Annotated in this window: 9 protein-coding genes, 2 rRNA genes and 2 pseudogenes; 7 read left to right on the forward strand and 6 right to left on the reverse strand. The window is 59.5% G+C overall.

What is annotated here, in order from left to right; genetic code table 11:
* Together AACY11_RS27345 and AACY11_RS27350 are read left to right on the forward strand one after the other, a co-directional pair.
* Nucleotides 1–4,499: pseudogene (locus AACY11_RS27345) on the forward strand (LapA family giant adhesin); the annotation flags it as partial.
* A gap of 148 nt (nt 4,500–4,647) precedes the next feature.
* Entirely contained in the window at nt 4,648–4,986 is a 339-nt protein-coding gene (locus AACY11_RS27350; RefSeq protein ID WP_339434186.1) for a tryptophan synthase subunit beta, read from the forward strand.
* A 128-nt stretch (nt 4,987–5,114) separates the two neighbouring features.
* Here the strand turns inward: AACY11_RS27350 and lapD are convergent, their stop codons facing one another.
* The gene (gene lapD, locus AACY11_RS27355) at nt 5,115–7,061 is read right to left on the reverse strand and encodes a cyclic di-GMP receptor LapD (protein ID WP_339434187.1); all 1,947 of its coding nucleotides are present in this window, start codon (nt 7,059–7,061) and stop codon (nt 5,115–5,117) included.
* A 14-nt stretch (nt 7,062–7,075) separates the two neighbouring features.
* Nucleotides 7,076–7,768, reverse strand: a complete 693-nt coding sequence (gene lapG, locus AACY11_RS27360; RefSeq protein WP_339434188.1) for a cysteine protease LapG — start codon at nt 7,766–7,768, stop codon at nt 7,076–7,078.
* 197 nt (nt 7,769–7,965) lie between these two features.
* On the opposite strand from lapG, the gene AACY11_RS27365 reads away from it, so the two are divergent.
* The 5 genes from AACY11_RS27365 (at nt 7,966) to AACY11_RS27385 (ending at nt 15,044) form a co-directional block, all read left to right on the forward strand.
* Nucleotides 7,966–8,676, forward strand: coding sequence for a GntR family transcriptional regulator (locus tag AACY11_RS27365; protein ID WP_339434189.1), 711 nt, complete (start codon nt 7,966–7,968; stop codon nt 8,674–8,676).
* A 766-nt stretch (nt 8,677–9,442) separates the two neighbouring features.
* On the forward strand, nt 9,443–10,219 hold the full coding sequence (locus AACY11_RS27370) for a DUF3050 domain-containing protein (RefSeq protein ID WP_339434190.1): 777 nt from the start codon (nt 9,443–9,445) through the stop codon (nt 10,217–10,219).
* A complete protein-coding gene (locus AACY11_RS27375) occupies nt 10,216–11,145 on the forward strand; it encodes a diiron oxygenase (protein WP_339434191.1) in 930 nt (309 codons plus the stop codon). Before AACY11_RS27370 ends, AACY11_RS27375 begins: the two co-directional genes overlap by 4 nt.
* Before the next feature lie 13 nt (nt 11,146–11,158).
* Nucleotides 11,159–14,554, forward strand: a complete 3,396-nt coding sequence (locus AACY11_RS27380; protein ID WP_339434192.1) for an amino acid adenylation domain-containing protein — start codon at nt 11,159–11,161, stop codon at nt 14,552–14,554.
* 22 nt (nt 14,555–14,576) lie between these two features.
* Nucleotides 14,577–15,044, forward strand: coding sequence for an SRPBCC family protein (locus AACY11_RS27385; RefSeq protein ID WP_339434193.1), 468 nt, complete (start codon nt 14,577–14,579; stop codon nt 15,042–15,044).
* Between the two features lie 145 nt (nt 15,045–15,189).
* Here AACY11_RS27385 and AACY11_RS28550 read toward each other — a convergent pair whose 3' ends face one another.
* The 4 genes and pseudogenes from AACY11_RS28550 to rrf (AACY11_RS28560) form a co-directional block, all read right to left on the reverse strand.
* Entirely contained in the window at nt 15,190–15,975 is a 786-nt protein-coding gene (locus AACY11_RS28550; RefSeq protein ID WP_371857642.1) for a methyl-accepting chemotaxis protein, read from the reverse strand.
* Between the two features lie 69 nt (nt 15,976–16,044).
* Nucleotides 16,045–17,121: pseudogene (locus AACY11_RS28555) on the reverse strand (HAMP domain-containing protein); the annotation flags it as partial.
* 374 nt (nt 17,122–17,495) lie between these two features.
* Nucleotides 17,496–17,611: ribosomal RNA gene (gene rrf, locus AACY11_RS27395) — 5S ribosomal RNA — on the reverse strand.
* Nucleotides 17,612–17,716: 105 nt separating this feature from the next.
* Nucleotides 17,717–17,797, reverse strand: a 5S ribosomal RNA gene (gene rrf / locus AACY11_RS28560); the annotation flags it as partial.

Raw genomic sequence — 17,797 nt, forward strand, 5'->3', positions numbered from 1 at the left:
CGGTGATCACCATCGAGGCCGGTAAAACCACTGGCACCGTGACAGTTCCAGCGCCGGCTGATGACGTTTACAAAGATGCCGGCAAGGTCGAGGCAACCATTTCGACTGCCACCGGCGGCAACTTCGAAAACCTGGTACCGAGCACTGTTCCGGCCGTGACCAGCGTCACTGACACCATCGACACCACGTCGGTGAAACTGAGCGCCACCGGCACCGCAGCAGAAGGCGGCACCGTCACTTACACCGCCACCGTGGGCGCGCCAGTGACCGGCTCGCCAGTCGTCGTGACCTTGGCCAACGGTCAGAACATCACCATCGAAGTGGGTAAAACCACCGGCACTGTCACCACGACTGCGCCAAACGATGCGCTGACCGGTCATGCGCCACTGACCAATGCGATCACCGGCGTAACCGGCGGCAACTACGAAAACCTCGTAGCCGACAAGACCCCGGTCAGCACCACGGTGACTGACACCATCGACACCACCAATCTGTCGCTGACTGCGACCGGCACAGTGGCCGAGGGCGGTTCGATCGTTTACACCGCGACCTTGACCAACGCCGCTGGCTCGCCAGTCACCGTGACCCTGAGCAACGGCTCGGTGATCACCATCGAAACCGGCAAAACCACGGGCACCGTGACTGTTCCAGCGCCGGCTGACGACGTCTACAAAGACGCTGGCACCGTGCAGGCAACCATCACCGGCACCAGCGGCGGCAGCTTCGAAAACCTGGTGACCAGCAACACACCAGCCGTGACCAACGTTACCGACACCATCGACACGACCACTGTCAGCATCACCGGCAGCACCTCGGTAACCGAAGGCCAGACCGCCAGCTACACCGTCAGCCTGACCCACCCGGCGCAAACTGAAGTGACCCTGAAAATCGTTTACAGCGGCACCGCTGCCGACGGTTCGGACTTCACCGGTGTGTACACCGTGAAGATCCCGACGGGCGCCAGCAGTGCGCAGTTCAACGTCGCGACCATCGATGACAAGATCACCGAAGGCACCGAGAACTTCGTGGTCAAGATCGACTCGGCCACTGGCGGCAACTTCGAGAACCTCGCCGTCAGTAGCACCAATGGCAGCGTCAGCACCTCGATCATCGACAACGATGCACCGCCGGTTCTCGATCTGGACGCCAACAACTCCAGCGGCGCGACCGGTGCCGACTACAAGGTGACCTTCACCGAAAACACTCCGGGTGCGGGCGTGTCGATTGCCGACACCGACATCAGCATCACCGATCCGGACAGCACCCTGCTGACGGGCGCGACCGTCACTCTGACCAACCGTCAGGACGGCGATGCGCTGAACCTGGGCAACAGCGTCAACGGCATCACCATCAATGCCAACAGCACCAACGGCACCGTTACCCTGACCTTGTCGGGCAACGCGACGCTGGCCGACTACATGCAGGCGATCAAGAACATCAGCTTCACCAACAACAGTGAAGACCCAAGCACCGTGCCGCGGATCATCACCGTGAAGGTGACCGATGGCGGCAACTACTCCAACACCGCGACCACCACGGTTAACGTGGTGGCAGTCAATGATGCGCCGGTAGCGGCACCGGTCAACGTCACCGGCACCGAAGACACGCCGCTGATCCTCGGCTGGTCGACCTTTGGTGTCACCGACGTCGACAGCCCGGCCAGCAGCCTGGGCGTGAAAATCACTCAGTTGCCGGGTGAAGGCAAACTGCAGTATCTGGACGGCTCGACCTGGAAAGACGTCGCCACCAACCAGACCTTCAGCAAGGCCGACATCGACGCTGGCAAACTGCGTTTCATGCCGGATGCCAACGAGTCGGGCGTGAACGGTTACGGCGGCACCGGTGTGGGCAATAACCAGGCGGACTACGCACAGATCAAGTTCCAGCCAACCGACGGCCAACTGCTGGGCAACACCGGCACCGTAAAAATCGACATCACGCCGGTGGCCGATGCCCCGACCGTGAGCGTGGCCGACAACAGCGTGAAGTCCACCGGGCTGATCAAGGAAGTCTGGACCGGCCTGTCGGGCCTGGGCACCAATGGCAACGGCGCCGATTCGACCACGTTGAAAAACGTGATCGACGGCGCGGGCACACCGAACTCCAGCGGCACCGTGACCAATGTGCAGTCCGACGGCAGTGTAGCCGCCGGTACCGCCTCGAAAACATCCGGCCTGATCTATCTGGAAGCGGGCAAGACCTACACCTTCAGCGGTGTCGGCGATGACAGCTTGCTGGTGACCATCGGCGGTAAAAACGTGGCAGCCACGACGTGGGGCGCGGGCGGCAACCTCAACGGTTCGTTCACCCCGACCACCAGCGGTTACTACACCCTGGACATCTACCACCACAACCAGAACGGTCCAGGCAGCTACGACGTCAACCTGTCGGTCAACGGCGGCACGGCGATCGACCTGAGCAGCGCTGGCGTGCCGATCTACACCGGCGTGCAGGACTTGATCAACTCCGGCGTGACCGTCTCCGATCTGCACGGTACCAACGGCGAAGGCTATTACGACGGCTTCAAGCTCAACACTGGTGCCGAAGGCACCACGGTCAAACTGTCGGCGGTCTCCACTGCGCTGACCGACACCGATGGTTCGGAAACCCTGAGCGTGAAGATCAGCGGCGCACCGGTCGGCTCGGTGCTCAGCGATGGCGCGGGCCATACCTTTACCGTCACGGCGACCAGCGGCGATGCCAACGTCACTGGCTGGAATCTCGGCAGCCTGACCGTCACGCCACCGCCGTACTACAACGGCCAGTTCAACCTGACCGTGACCTCGACGTCCACCGAACAGGTCGGCGGCTCGGCGAGCAGCACGGCAACCATTCCGGTCACCGTGGTGCCGGCGGTCTACAACGCCATCGTCGCCACTTCGGCCGATGACACCGTCACCGGTACCGATGGCAACGACATCATCGTTGCCGACATCGGCGGTCTGACCGTCGTGCCGGGCACCAACTACAACATCGCATTCATGGTCGACAGCTCCGGCAGTATGAGCACCTCGTCCATCAACGCGGCCAAGGACTCGCTGACATCGGTGTTCAACACCCTCAAGCAAAGCCTGGGCGGCAGCAATTCGGGCACGGTGAACATCTTCCTGGTGGACTTCGATACCCAGGTCAACAAATCGGTGTCGGTGAACCTCAATGACCCGAACGCCCTGACCAAGCTCAAGGCCGTGCTGGACTCGATGACGTCCGGCGGCGGCACCAACTACGAGGACGTGTTCAAGACCACGGCCAACTTCTTCCAGAGCGCTGAAGCGGTGGCCAACACCGGGGCGAAAAACCTCACGTACTTCATCACCGATGGCCAGCCGACCTACTATCAGAACGGCGAGCAGACCAACCCGACGCTGTATGGCAGCGTTAAGCTCGACAGCGTGGTGACGACCAGCAACTACAAGCTGGGCGACACCTTCAGCACTTACATCGATAACACCCACTACCTGAGCATCAACAGCGCCGGCAGCGTGGTATTGCAGACGTACAAGAATGGCAGTTGGAACTGGAGCAGTCTGGGCACTATTCACGCTCAGGGCGACGGTACCTATGAGCTGTCGAGCCTGGCCGGCACCGGCAACAGCACCGACTCGTCGACCACCAGCAACTCCAACAGTAGCTTCACGCTGCTCAGCGGTCTGTCGAACGTCGAGGCCATCGGTATCAACACCGGCGTCAGCCTCAACGATCTGAAGCCGTACGACTCAGACCACACGCCGCAAACCAACATCGATCCGAAGGACCTGGCCAACTCGATCATCGGCCACACCGAAGCGACGATGCCGGGCAACGACACTGTCAGCGGCGGCAACGGCAACGACATCCTGTTCGGCGATCTGGTGAGTTTCAACGGCATTGCCGGCGAGGGTTATCAGGCGATGCAGGCGTTCGTAGCCAAGGAAACCGGCGTCGACGTCAGCAAAGTCACCACCAGCAATGTGCACCAGTACATCACCGAGCACTATCAGGCGTTCGATGTGTCCGGTGCGCATGACGGCAACGACACCCTGCTGGGCGGCGCGGGCAATGACATTCTGTTCGGCTCGGGCGGCAACGACTTGCTCGACGGCGGTAAAGGCAATGACATCCTGCTCGGTGGCACCGGCAACGACACGCTGATCGGTGGGCAGGGCAACGACATCCTGATCGGTGGTTCCGGTGCCGACACCTTCGTCTGGAAGGCGGGCGACACCGGCAACGACGTGATCAAGGACTTCAAGGCCAGCGAAGGTGACCGCATCGACCTGCGTGACCTGTTGCAGGGCGAAACCGGCAGCACCATCGACAACTTCCTGAAGATCACCACGGTCGATGGCGTGTCGTCGCTGCAAGTCAGCTCGGGCGGCAAGTTCAACTCGGGCGATACAGCCGCCGCAACGCCGGACGTGACGATCAAACTGGAAGGCAACAACTGGTCCAGCGCCAACATTCACAACCTGATTGCCGGTAGCGATCCGACCATCAAAGTCGACCACAACAACAGCTGATCCGTGAACAAAACGGCCGCCCCAATGGGGCGGCCGTCACGTTTGTGCTGTCCGGACCGGTGACGATTGCGTCGCCGCACCGCATACTCGCGTGCGGTTGGCTATGCTGCTGACAGCATGACGCGGGTTCATTTCTGAGGGATGCTCAATGTTTTACGTGCAACGCGATGCGCAAGGCCAGTTGATTCGCGTGGAAGCCACGGCCTACGCCGAGGCCACGGAAACGCTGCCCGCCGACCACCACGAAATCCAGGCGTGGTACGCCAACGAAGCCGTGGAAAACAGCCTCAAACAGCTCAAGCAGAGCGACTTTGAAATGATTCGGGTACTCGACGACCTGATTCAGGTGCTGACCCAGAAAGGCGTGATCCGCGTCACCGACCTGCCCCCGGCGGCCCAGGCCAAACTGATGGACCGGACCCAGGCGCGTGAGGCGTTGGGCGGGTTGAGTCAGTTGATTGACGAGGATGAGGGCGGGTTGATCTGAAGACTCAATCTTCAGGCCCATCCGCGAGCAAACCCGCTCCCACAGGGGAACGGGTCAACAACTCAAATCCCCCGTGGGGGCGGGCTTGCTCGCGAAAGCGGCATCCGTGACGCCGCCAAACTAAAAGATCACCGCCAAGGCTTGGGCTCACCCAAAAACTGCCCCTGTACCCCATACAGCCCCATCTCGCGAATCACCGCCAACTCCCCTTCAGTCTCCACACGCTCGGCAATCAGCGGCAGATCAATGCTGTGCGCCGCACGCTGGATCGCCTCGATGAACAAGCGCTTGTCACTCTCCTGATCGATCGCACGAATGTAGCTGCCATCGATCTTCAAGTACGCCAGCCCCAGCCGCGCCAGGTTGCCGATCATGCTGAAGCGCCCGCCGAAACGCTGCAGACTCAAGGAGAAACCAAGCTCGCGCAGACGCCGGGTCAACTGTTCCAGTACGGCTTGCTCCGGCAATTGCTCTTCGCCTATTTCCAGGGTCAGACGCTCCCCCAGATTGGAATGAGCCCGTAAAATCTCGAAGACTTTGTTCAACGCCTGCGGATCGGCCAACGTCGCGGACGACAGGTTCAGCGCCAGCGAATCCTCATGCTCCATCATCTGCTCAAGCACGCGTTCGAGCATCAGGCGATCCAGTCGCGCGGTCCAGCCAAAACGCTCCAGCCACGGCAGGAAACGCCCGGCCGCAATAGTCTGCCCCTGATCATCAAGCAACCGCGACAGCACTTTGTAGTGCAGCACAAACTGCGTGTCTTCAGCGGCCACTACCGGTTGGAAGAACAGCTCGAAACGCCGCTGATTCAATGCCTGATCGAGCAAACGGTGCCAGGCGTGGTGATCGTCGCCAACGTCAGCCGTGAAGCTGTGATCGATACACGCCCAGTTCTGCTCGCCCTGCCCCTCGGCCTGCGCCAGCGCCTGATCGCCAAGGCTGAGCACGGCTTGCGGCGAATCGCCGTGGGCAAACGGCGCCAGACCAATCGACGCCACCGCCGCGACATCGGTAGCCCCCGTGGTATGCAAGCTGCCCAGCGCGGCATCAAGGCTTTGCGCCAGTTGCAGCGCTTCCTCACGGACCAGCCCCGGCGCCAGCACGGCGAATTCACCGCCGCGAATGCGGGTGACGAGGTTCTGGGTTTCCGGGTATCTGGCGCACTCGCGGGAGAGTTGCTCGCCAACCGCTTTCAGCAACTCATCAGTGCGCTGGCCGCCAAGGCGCTGATTCAGCCCGGCCAGGTCCTTGACCCGCAATAACAGCAAGTAACCGGAGCTGGCCTGCTCCGGGTTACTCACCCGATTGTTCAACTGCATCTCGAAATAGCGCCGGTTGGCCAGCCCCGTGAGGTTGTCCTGATAGGACTCTGCACGCAGTTTTTCACTGCGCTCGGCCTGTTCCTGAAACAGCGCCTTGAGCTTCTCGACCATCTGGTTCATGGCCAGCACCACGCGCCGCAACTCGGGTGTGCGCGGTAGCTGCGGCAGGATGAGAAATTCGCGCCGGGCAATCGCATGGGACTGCTGGACCATGTAATCCAGCGGTTTCAATTGCCGGCGCAGCAACAGCGCGCCGAGTACGGCACTGACGGCACCGCAGATCAGCAACCAGCCAAGACTGCCCAGCGCGCTCTGCCACAGCTTGGCGAGGGCGAACATCGGGTGACTGACCACTTCAACTCTTGCCGCCTGCTCCCAACCACGACTGACCAGCGCATCACCGCCAGCGGGCTCCAGACCAATCAGTTTGACGAACCAATCGGGCACGTTGGTAACGGCAGGGATGCCGCTGCGCTCAACGATGGTCTTGTCGGTCTTCAGATCAACCACGCGGATGCTCGCGTAATAGCCGCTGTCGAAAATCGAACTGACCAGCAACTCGACCATCGCCGGATCGTCGATATTAGGCGTCAATGACAACGCCAGCGCCGTCGCCGCGTCCTGAGCGTGGGAGCGCAACTGGTTGACGTACTGGGTGCGCGAGCTCTCCAGACTGACCATGAAGCTGCCGGTGAAGGCGACCACCAGGAACAGACAGATAGCGATCAACAGCTGTTTGAACAAAGACATCTGAGCGCGTGCTCCTAGTTAATCGTTTCGACCGGGAAACCTTCGGCCTGCATTTTTTTCAGCACATCCTGCCAGCGCGACAGGCGTTTGGTGTCGCCGACCTTTTTGTTGCCCTTGGCCCCCGGCAAATACAGACCTTCGGCATTGAAAGAATAGACCGGCAGCAAATCGGTCCGTTGGGACGCAGGCTGGATCGAATCGATCAGACTGTCGAGCACCAGCGGCATGGCGTCGGGCGTGGAATAGTAAGTCAGCACCATGTGCGCGCGGTTCTGGCGCAGTGCCTTGACGTAAGTGATGCGCAGCTTGTCGCTGGAAACGCCCAGGTGGCGCAGACTGAAATACTTGGCGATCGCGTAGTCTTCACAATCGCCGGCGCCCTTCCACAGCGCCTCAATCGGGGTTTCCCAATAGTCGACCTCGTGCCACAGGTCGATGTCTTCGACATAGCGCACCTGTTTGTTGAAAAACAGGTTCACCACCTTGAGCTTGTCCATTTCGCTGACCTGTTTCTGCGTCGCCAGCAGATTTTGCCAGGCATCAATCCGCTGCTGCCCTGCGCCCAGCGGTCCATAGAGTGCCGTAGCCTTGCGGCTGATCGCCGAAAAATCCCAATCGGCATGCAGACCGCCCAGCATGAGGCCGGCCAGCAGCAGTGCGCAGCCTAACCAGCGCAACGTGCGGGGGATCACGAAACGTACCGCCACAGCAGGTTTCCAGGAGGCAGGAATGAAAGCGTTTGATGGTGAAGCTTAGCCGGGGAAAAAACAATGGCACCATGAGATCATCCACGACGCGCTAAACTTCAAATGTGACGGAGATCCTCTACACGGTTTGACAACCTGTAGAGCAATCTCTAGTGTCATTTGGATCCAAATTCAGTCGACATACAGGGTGCGTAGTCGTGACTCAGAAGCCCAAACCGCTGCAGAGCATCAAAGTCGATGGGCCGATTCCCGCTCACTTGGCTCGCTCGACGATCGAAGAAACCCTGCGTGCCGCCATCCTTGATGGTCGTCTACCGTGTGGCACAGCCCTACGCCAGCAGGATCTCGCTGATCTGTTCGGTGTCAGCCGCATGCCGGTGCGCGAAGCTTTGCGCCAGCTCGAGGCGCAGGCACTGCTGAGCGTTACCACGCACAAAGGTGCCGTGGTGGCCCCGCTGATTCAGGGTGATGCCGCGCAAACCTACGAGTTGCGCATTCTGCTCGAGTCCGAAGCCATGCGTCAGTCGATTCCACTGCTGACCGACGCTGATCACGCACAGGCAGCCCGTTACATCGAAGCGTTAGAGGCTCAACACGATTACACGGAAATCGGCCAGCTCAACCGCCTGTTCCACATGGCGTTGTACTGCAAGGCGCCCAACCAGCGGCTGTTGCGTCTGGTGGAGGACGGGCTCAACGAAGAGGAGCGCTTCCTGCGTTTCAACCTCGACGCCATGGGCCTGGGCAAACTGTCTCAGGACGACCATCGCGCCATGCTGCAAGCGGTGATCGAGCGTGATGTCGAACGCTCGATCGCTCTGCTCGAACAGCACCTCAACCGTGGTGTCGATGTCATCACCGAGTATCTCGCCAGTTCTGCCGCGCAAAACCGCAAAGCCACACGTTGATCCCTGCACGCCGGGCTCAGACTTGCAGGTCTGCCCGGCGAATAACCCGCTTACAAATCCTCCGCGCACCGGCCACAAATACGCTGGCATCCATACCCCTTCGCTCTAACCTCCCTGCGTCAATCAGCCCGAAACTTGCACCCCTGCGGTGAAGAATCGGTAATAGCCGTGGCGGCCATTTACCCTCACTCTTGAACGGCCAACCCAAAAAGAACGGGCGACGCACCGCACCGCCGGCGCAGTCCCCGCAACAGGAACCTACGGAAGGAGCCTTGTCACGGGAAAAGGAAAGAATCGGCGCCCGTCATCGCCCACTTTCATCCCTTCAAATAACTTAAATCTCTTCATCACAAAGTTGCTTCGAGTGAGGCATTCACTCTGTACATTTCATTTTGGCCTTTATTGTCCGAAAGGAGCAACTTCGCCCCAATAAAACTTATTCAAATAGTTTTATCGGGCACACTCATACTTGAAAAAACGACAACTAAAAATAATTAAAATTAGACTTGTTAATTTGTTTGGCGTTGTATTAGTTTTTCCTCGCCGAGCTTGAACTTCCCGCACCAGTGGGGCGCAGACCAACCTTACAAGTAAAGGGATGGCAACGCCCAGTCCGGCTGCCGCGCAGTTCTAGACATACATCAATCCAACTTCATTGATTTGTATGAGGCTGCCGTACGCCTGGAAAAAGAATAACAAGCCGCTGTTCCATTGATTGCGCAGTTGAAAGAGCTGTCCCATTTCACATCAAGGATAAAGGCCCGTCATGTCTCAAATAAAGCACCAACTTGCCCAGAAGAAAGCCGAACTTAGCGTTCACCCCATCTTTGGCGAAATCGACTCATTGAGTACCTTGCAACGTTTCATGGAAACCCATGTGTTTGCCGTGTGGGATTTCATGTCGCTGACCAAACGCCTGCAACAGGAACTGACTTGCACCCGTCTGCCCTGGCTGCCACCGCGTGATCCCCATGCCGCACGTCTGATCAATGAAATTGTCCTCGGTGAAGAATCCGACGACTGCCTGAGCCATGGTCATTACAGCCATTTCGAGTTGTATCTGGATGCGATGCGCGAAGTCGGTGCGAGTACCTCGGCTGTGGAACGCTTCGTCGCGCTGCAGCAAGAAGGCGTGAGCTATGACGTGGCACTGCAGAGCATCGAGATCGATCCGGCCGCCGCGCAGTTTGTCCGCGACACGTTACGCATTGCCCTGCATGCGCCGGGACACAGCGTGGCCGCTGCGTTTCTGCATGGCCGCGAAAGTGTGATCCCGACCATGTTCCAGCGCATCCTCGATGACTGGGGCATCGGCATCGAACAGGCGCCGACCTTCCGCTACTACCTGGAGCGGCACATCGAAGTCGACTCCGAGGATCACGGCCCGGCGGCGGAACAGCTTCTTGAAAGGCTCGTCGACGGCGACCCGCAGCGAGAAAGCGAGGTTTACGCCAGCGCCATTGCCGCCGTCGAAAGCCGCATCGCACTGTGGGACGGCCTGCGCCTGAGCATGCGTGAACCGTTGGCGGAGGTGGCCCGATGAATGCCGCCGATTACCAATCTTTCGCCGAGGCGTGGGAGAGCCGCGCAACCATCCGGACCCGCCCGCGACGGGTACTGGAGGACGACCAGCGCCTGATCTATCCGCTCAGCCGCCAACCGCTGGTGCTCTGCGACACCTTCCTGCGCGAATGTCCGCAACAGCGTGATTTCGCCTTGGTGCAGACGCTGTACAAGTTCATCAACGACGTGGTGATCTTCGAAACCGAAATCGTCGACAAGACCGCCCGCAGCATCGCCAAGAACCGTTTCGCCGTGCCCTTCCCGTATGCCTGTCGTTACGACGCGATGACCGTGGTGGTGGACGAGGATTACCACGCACTGGTGGCGATGGATTTCATGCAGCAAACGGTGGCCATGACCGGCATCGAGCCGATTCAGTTGCCCGATGAAATCGAGCTGAGTCGGGCGATTCCGGCTGCCGTTGCGCTGGCACCTGAGCACCTGCGCAGCGCCGTGGAATTGATCTGCGTGGCCATCGCGGAAAACACCGTGACCGGTGACGTCGCGGCGTTCGCCCGGGACGACACGGTCAAGCCATCGATCAAGGGCCTGATGGCCGACCACTTGCTCGACGAGGGTCGCCATTCAAGTTTCTGGGCGCGGATGGTGCGCATCTATTGGCACACCGCAGGCCAGGCAGATCGCGAAACCATCGCGCAGATTCTGCCGGTGTTCATCGAACATTACCTGACCAACGACATCCAGAAATCCTTCGACCTGCGCCTGATCGATGCACTGCCGGTCAACGACGCCACGCGCCACTCGCTCAAGAGCGAAATGGCCGGACTGGCCTTTCCGATCAACCGCCACCACCCCTTGGTCGGCAACATCGTGAAGTTCTTCCACAACAGCTCGCTGCTCGACACGCCGTGTGTCCAGCACGCCCTGCACGACTATCTGGTTTGAAGAGGAGGCCGACATGAAACGTCTCGACATTTTGCTGATTGGCACAAGCCAGGCCATGGCTGACCTGGCGGTGGAGCTTGAACAACACGGGCATACATTGCGGCGCAACGGCGCAGCGAAATCGACGGTGGATTTGATCATCGACGATGGCTTCATTGCAGCCGGCGATCTCTGCGCCATTCCACACCTGCATCTGCGCCTGGGTGTCGATGCACAAGGCAGTGCAGGTTTGCCGACACTCGACCTGCTGTGCTTTCTCGGCTCGTCACTGATCAGCCGCACGCCGATAGCGGATGAGCCTTCAGGCAATGGCCAATCACTGCGCCAAAGGGCCCTGGCGCATGTGGTCGACGAGGTGGCATTGCTGGTCAGCCGCTTCTCCCGTGATGAGTCATATTTCCAACAGGTTGCGTGTGTTGCTGCGCCAGACTTTGAACAGGTGCAAAACCTGCTGTTCCTCGACAGCCTGGCCTACGTTCATCGCCTCAACGCCACAGCGCACCCGGCGCTGCTGCAACAGGCACAGACTCCGCTGATCGAAGGCCTGCAACAGAGCCTGATCCGCCACGCCGAACGCCCGGCGCTACACGTCGCCGAGCAGTCGATCAGCTACCGTCAGTTGCACGCTCACAGCCGGGCGATTCAACAGCGCTTGCAGCCGCTGCTCGACCAGCATCCGCAACCGTGGGTGGTCGGCATTTGCCTGCCGAAAAGCCCTGCACTGTTTGCCTCGATACTGGCGATTCTCGGCAGCGGCGCGGTGTACTTGCCGCTGGAGCCGAGCCATCCGTTGCAGCGCCAGCAATACATCCTGGAAAACGCGGGTGCCTTGCTGTTGTTGCATGACGGTGAACATCCGCTGAGCGAAACCATGCCGGGGCTGAATGTCAGCCATATCGACAGTACAGACGCCGATCTCGGTCGCCCCCTGATGCGCCAGCGCCCGGAACTCGACGCACCGTGCATGGCGCTCTACACCTCGGGGACCACCGGGCATCCGAAGGGTGTGCTGCTCAGTCAGGCGAATCTCGCGCACTTCACCGCGTGGTACGCCGACTACACGCAACTGCAGGCCGAGAGTCGGGTGTTGCAGTTTTCTTCGCTGAGCTTCGATTCCTCGCTGATCGATATTTTCCCGACCCTGCTCGAAGGCGCCGAACTGGTGGTGCCCAATGACACGCAACGGCGTGATCCGCTGCAACTGGTCGCACTCATCCGTCGTCGGCAACTGACCCACGCGTTTCTGCCGCCGGCGCTACTGAGCATCCTGCCGCTGGAGCAACTGCAAAGCGTGCAGCAGGTGATGACCGGCGGCGATGTCTGTGAGCCGTTCGTCATCGAGCAACTGACCCGCCAGGGCACACTGCACAATCTCTATGGCCCCACCGAAGCCACCGTGCTGATCACCGCTCGCCAGCTCAAACCCGGCGACAGCAATCGAACCCTCGGCGCACCGATCGCCAATAGCCAAGTGCTGATTCTTGATGACGATCTGCAACCGGTGGCCGAGCACACCGTGGGCGAACTGTTCATCGTCGGTCCCGGCGTCTGCCTCGGTTACCTGAACAATCCAGAGCAGACTGCCGAGCGCTACTTGACCCTGAATCTGCCGGATGGCCAGCCGTTGCGCGCCTACCGCAGCGGCGACATGGCCAAGTGGGGCGAGCACGGTATCGAGCTGTGCGGGCGGCGCGACAATCAAGTGAAGATCCGCGGTTTCCGGGTCGAGCCGGAAGAGATCGAACGTTGCCTGCGCGAGAGTCAGCTGTACCGACAAATCGCCGTGGTGATCGACAGTCAGCGGCGGATTCTGGCGTTTCTCGCCCAGCCTCAATCGGACGCCGCACGTGAAGCGCTGAAGGCCCACGCCCAGCAGTTTCTGCCCGACTACATGCAACCGGTGGCGTGGACTGAGCTGCCGAGCATGCCGTTCGCCAGCAACGGCAAGGTCGACCGCAAAGCGCTGCTCGATCTGCCGGTGAGCGTCCAGGACAGCGGCCCGAAATGCCTGCCGGCGAATGCCGACGAAGCCCTGCTGCTGGAGATCTGGGCGCAACTGCTGGAGCTGCCGCCCGGTGATATTTGCACCGACGAAAGCTTCTTCAATCTCGGTGGGCACTCGATTTTGCTTTCGCGGATGTTGCTGCGCTTGCGTGAGGAGTTCGGCCGCAGCATCTCGATCAACCGCTTCATCGAACGGCCAACCATCATCAAACTGGCGACGCTGGTGCGTGGCAGCGATGCCAGCACCGTGCTCAGCGCTCTGGCCATGGCCGATGCCGAACGAGCGCTGGAGATCGAGCCATTGCCGATCAGCCGCATGGGCGATGTGCACAAGGTGATCGTCACCGGCGCCAACAGTTTCGTCGGCGTACATATTGTCGAGGCGCTGCTCGGTTGGGGCGCGAGCGAAGTGGCGTGTCTGGTGCGTGATGGCGGCGGGTTAACGGCGGAGCAGCGCTTTGCACAATCGTTGCGCGAGAACCGTCTCGAACACCTGGATCTGAGTCGAGTGCGCGTCTACGCGGCAGATATCTCTCGACCGCAACTGGGATTGGCTGACGACGATTATCAACGCCTTGATCGCGAGTTCGGCGCACTGGTGCACAACGCCGCCAACGTCAATCACGTACTCGATTACGAGTCGCTGGCGGCGGACAACGTCGAGCCGATTTTCGCCTTGCTGCGCCTGTGTGAGGGGCGCAGCAAAAAGATCTTCAATTTCGTCTCGACGCTGTCGGCCTCAAGCACGGTCGATGACGCCGGCCGGGTCCTGGAACTGCCCGCCGCGCCAACGCCACCGATCTACATTCGCAACGGCTACAACCTGTCGAAATGGGTCGGTGAACGTATCCTCGAACGGGCGCGCACGCTCGGGGTTCAGGTCAATCTGTATCGCCCCGGCAATATCAGCTTCAACAGCCTGAGCGGTGTCTGCCAGCCGCACAAAAACCGCTTGATGCTGATGCTCAAAGGCTCACTCCAACTCGGTCAGGTGCCGGCCTTCGCGCTGAATTTCGACTTGATGCCGGTGGACTTTCTCGCCCGTTTCATCGCCTTCCACGCCAGCCGTTATTCGGCGCAGCGCGCGGTGTTCAACCTGCACAACCCCGAGCCTTTGAGCTGGGACGCCTATGTCGATTCGTTTCGCGAAACCGGCAATGAGTTCTCGCTGGTCAGCGTCGCGGACTGGCAGCAGCAACTGGGGCGAGTCGATGCCGACAACGCGCTGTTCGGTGTGCTCGGTTTCTACCTCAACGGCTTCGAGGAAGACATCGGCGACATCTCCCTGATCGGCCATGCCAACGCCGAGGCCGGCGTGCAGCAAATGGGCGCGCACTACCCGGAAAAATCCCCGGCGCTGCTGCGTCGCGGCTGCGATTACCTGAAAGAAATCAACTTCATCTAGTTCATCAAAAAGGAGCAACACCATGAGCACTCTGCAACCGGACACCCTGATCAAAAACCCGCACGGCTGCCACGTCGTCTCTTCAGTGGAAGTGCCGGCCGACGCTGCACACGTCTGGGCGGTGGTCGGCAACTTCGGCGGTTTCGACCGGTTCATTCCGGCGCTGTCGCACATCGAAATGACCGGCGAGGGCGTGGCTTCGCTGCGCAAGAAATGCTTCAAGGATGGCAACGTGGTGGTTGAACAACTCAACTCCCGCGATGAACAGGCACGGTGCATGACCTGGACGACGATCTACAACACCTTGGGCGTGGCCAATCTGTGGGCAGCGATGAATGTGGAATCGCTGGGCGAAGGCAAGTCGCGGGCGACCTGGACGATCATTGCCGAGCCTGCCAGTGGGGGGGCCGAAGCCCTGCCGGGGTTCAAGGAGTTTGTGCAGGGGTTTGCCGATGATGCGATGGGGAATGTTTTGAAGCTGTTTGTTTAAGGCTTTGGTTTAGCGGTGACTGAACTACCGCTATCGCGAGCAAGCCCGCGTCCACAGGATCTTGGTCTTACACAAATATTGTGTGCGCCAAAAACTGTGGAAGCGGGCTTGCTCGCGAAGAACGATAACGCGATCTGACTTCAGGTCAGATTTTGAAACTGTCGACCAACTGCTTCAACCGGTTCGCCTGCTGCGACAACGCATCACAATCCTTCAACGTCTCGTTGAGGTTGGCCACGCTCTGCTGATTCAACAGGTTGATCTGGTTAACGTCGACGTTGAGGGTTTCCACCACCGCGGTCTGCTCTTCGGTGGCGGCGGCCACTGACTGGTTCATACCGTCGATTTCACCGATACGCTGGGTGACGCTGACCAGGCGCAGACCGGCCTGGTTGGCCACTTCAACACTCTGCTCGCTGGACGCCTGACTGGCGTTCATGGTGCTCACCGCTTCACGCGAACCGACCTGCAGGGAAGTGATCATCTTGTGGATCTCTTCCGCCGATTCCTGAGTGCGATGGGCAAGGTTACGCACTTCGTCCGCCACTACCGCAAAACCACGACCGGCTTCACCGGCACGCGCCGCTTCGATGGCGGCATTGAGCGCCAGCAAATTAGTCTGCTGCGATATGCCTTTGATCACATCGAGGATGTGGCCGATGTTGTCGGTGCTGGCATTCAGGGTTTCGATCTGAGTGCACGACAGGCTGATCTTCTGCGACAACTCTGTCATTGCCAGAATGGTTTGCTCCACCACTTGACGGCCATCATCAGCCTGCTCGCTGGCACCGCTGGCGTGCTGCGAGGCGTCGGCGGCGTTACGGGCGATTTCCTGCGTGGCGGCGCCCAACTCGTTAATCGCCGCGGCCACGCTGTTGGTACGCGCACTCTGCTCATCGGAGCCGACAATCGAGGCATTGGACGATGCCATCACCCGTTGCGACAGATCATGCACATGGCGAGTGGCCGAAGACACTTCGGAAATCGACGCGTGAATCCGCTCCACGAACTGGTTGAAGGCACTGCCCAGTTCACCGAATTCATCTTTGCTCTCGACCACCAGACGCCGGGTCAAATCGCCTTCGCCCTGGGCGATGTCCTGCATTGCACGGCCCATGGTGGTCAGCGGGCGCATCAACACGTTGATCAAAAGGCTCAGCAGAAGAGCAATGGCACCCACGGCAACGAACATCGCGATCAACGCCGAAGTACGGAACTGGCTGAGTGCGGCGTAGGCTTTGTCGTGATCGATCGACAGACCGATGTACCACTCGGCATTCGGCAGATCATTGACCGGGGTGAACGACAGGATGCGTTCCTGGCCGTTGAGCACCACGTTCTGGTTGCCCTTCTCGATGCGCACGCTGGAGTTGGGGTAGATGTCCTTGAGGTTCTTCATCACCTGATCTTTATCCGGGCTGACGATCACCTGACCGTCGGCGCTGACCAGGAACGCATGACCCAAACCACCGAAGTCCACCGAGTTGATGATCTTCACCAAGGTTTCCAGACTCAGATCACCACCGACCACGCCGAGCAGTTCACCGTTCTTTTTCACCGGCATGGCGATGGTCACCACCAGACCGCCGACGGCGGCCATATAGGGCGGCGTCAGCATGGTTTTGTCGGCGACCACTGCTTGCTTGTACCAGGGGCGCTGCCGCGGATCGTAACTGTCCGGCATCTTCGCGTCAGGGCGTTGAGTGAACACACCGTTGGCCTGACCGACATAGGTGAACTGGAAGTTAGAGGTGAAGGCCGGTTGATCAACCAGCCCCGAAAAATCAGCGTCCTTGCCCTGATGGGCAACGTTCTGCGCGAGGTTCTCCAGAACCAGAATCCGCCCGCTCATCCAGTTCTGCACGCTGCTGGCAGTCAGATCGCCCGCTTGCTGCACGGAAGACTGCAGGTTCTGGCGAATGGTATTTCGCTGAAGATAGTCGTTATAGAGGGTGAACAGCGCGAACGCCAGGACCACGACGCCCGAGGCGGCCAGCAGGATTTTATGGCTGAACTTGAGATTCATTTCATGGGACTTCTTATGACAAATGTGGGGATGCGTTCCGGGATGCAACATTCCATGTAACAGCGTAAGCAGCGTTCTACTGTCTGCTCTACTTTGGTGCACGCATGTCTCACCAGTCTGTCGGCACGTTTCGCAGAAATCTTAGGGCTTTGCACGAAATGGACGTCACTTCTGCCAGATTCCCGCCGAACGGTGATCCAGAGCCTGTGTCGCGGAAGGTTTTCTGACCACTACTCGAGCGCCAGGCACACTGAACAAATGATGATTGCAGTGTTCGGTGTTTTGATTGGGGGGGGCGCCAGTGACTAGCGTTATACCAGGTGGCGCAAATGGCAGGTTCGATACATCAGCAAGGCTCATAAAGCAGTAAGCCCTGAACGAGAAAACCCCTGACTGCGTTAGCAGACAGGGGTCTCGGAATTCAATCTTGACGATGACCTACTCTCACATGGGGAAACCCCACACTACCATCGGCGATGCATCGTTTCACTGCTGAGTTCGGGATGGGATCAGGTGGTTCCAACGCTCTATGGTCGTCAAGAAATTCTGTATCTGGCCCGTCAACACGGTAACGAGCCAGCAAAAATCGGTACTTCTACTAAAACAAAACCCCAACTGCTTTCGCAATTGGGGTTTCGGAATTTAATCTTGACGATGACCTACTCTCACATGGGGAAACCCCACACTACCATCGGCGATGCATCGTTTCACTGCTGAGTTCGGGATG

This window comes from Pseudomonas sp. RA_105y_Pfl2_P56, from assembly GCF_963970845.1.
GTDB classification, from domain to species: Bacteria; Pseudomonadota; Gammaproteobacteria; order Pseudomonadales; family Pseudomonadaceae; genus Aquipseudomonas; species Aquipseudomonas baetica_A.

What these genes read in the sequence shown, in the direction of transcription:
- AACY11_RS27350 (WP_339434186.1), top strand. Translation starts at nt 4,648, where the DNA reads ATGTTTTACGTGCAACGCGATGCGCAAGGCCAGTTGATTCGCGTGGAA.
- lapD (WP_339434187.1), bottom strand. Translation starts at nt 7,061, where the DNA reads ATGTCTTTGTTCAAACAGCTGTTGATCGCTATCTGTCTGTTCCTGGTG.
- AACY11_RS27370 (WP_339434190.1), top strand. Translation starts at nt 9,443, where the DNA reads ATGTCTCAAATAAAGCACCAACTTGCCCAGAAGAAAGCCGAACTTAGC.
- AACY11_RS27375 (WP_339434191.1), top strand. Translation starts at nt 10,216, where the DNA reads ATGAATGCCGCCGATTACCAATCTTTCGCCGAGGCGTGGGAGAGCCGC.
- AACY11_RS27380 (WP_339434192.1), top strand. Translation starts at nt 11,159, where the DNA reads ATGAAACGTCTCGACATTTTGCTGATTGGCACAAGCCAGGCCATGGCT.
- AACY11_RS27385 (WP_339434193.1), top strand. Translation starts at nt 14,577, where the DNA reads ATGAGCACTCTGCAACCGGACACCCTGATCAAAAACCCGCACGGCTGC.
- AACY11_RS28550 (WP_371857642.1), bottom strand. Translation starts at nt 15,975, where the DNA reads ATGGCATCGTCCAATGCCTCGATTGTCGGCTCCGATGAGCAGAGTGCG.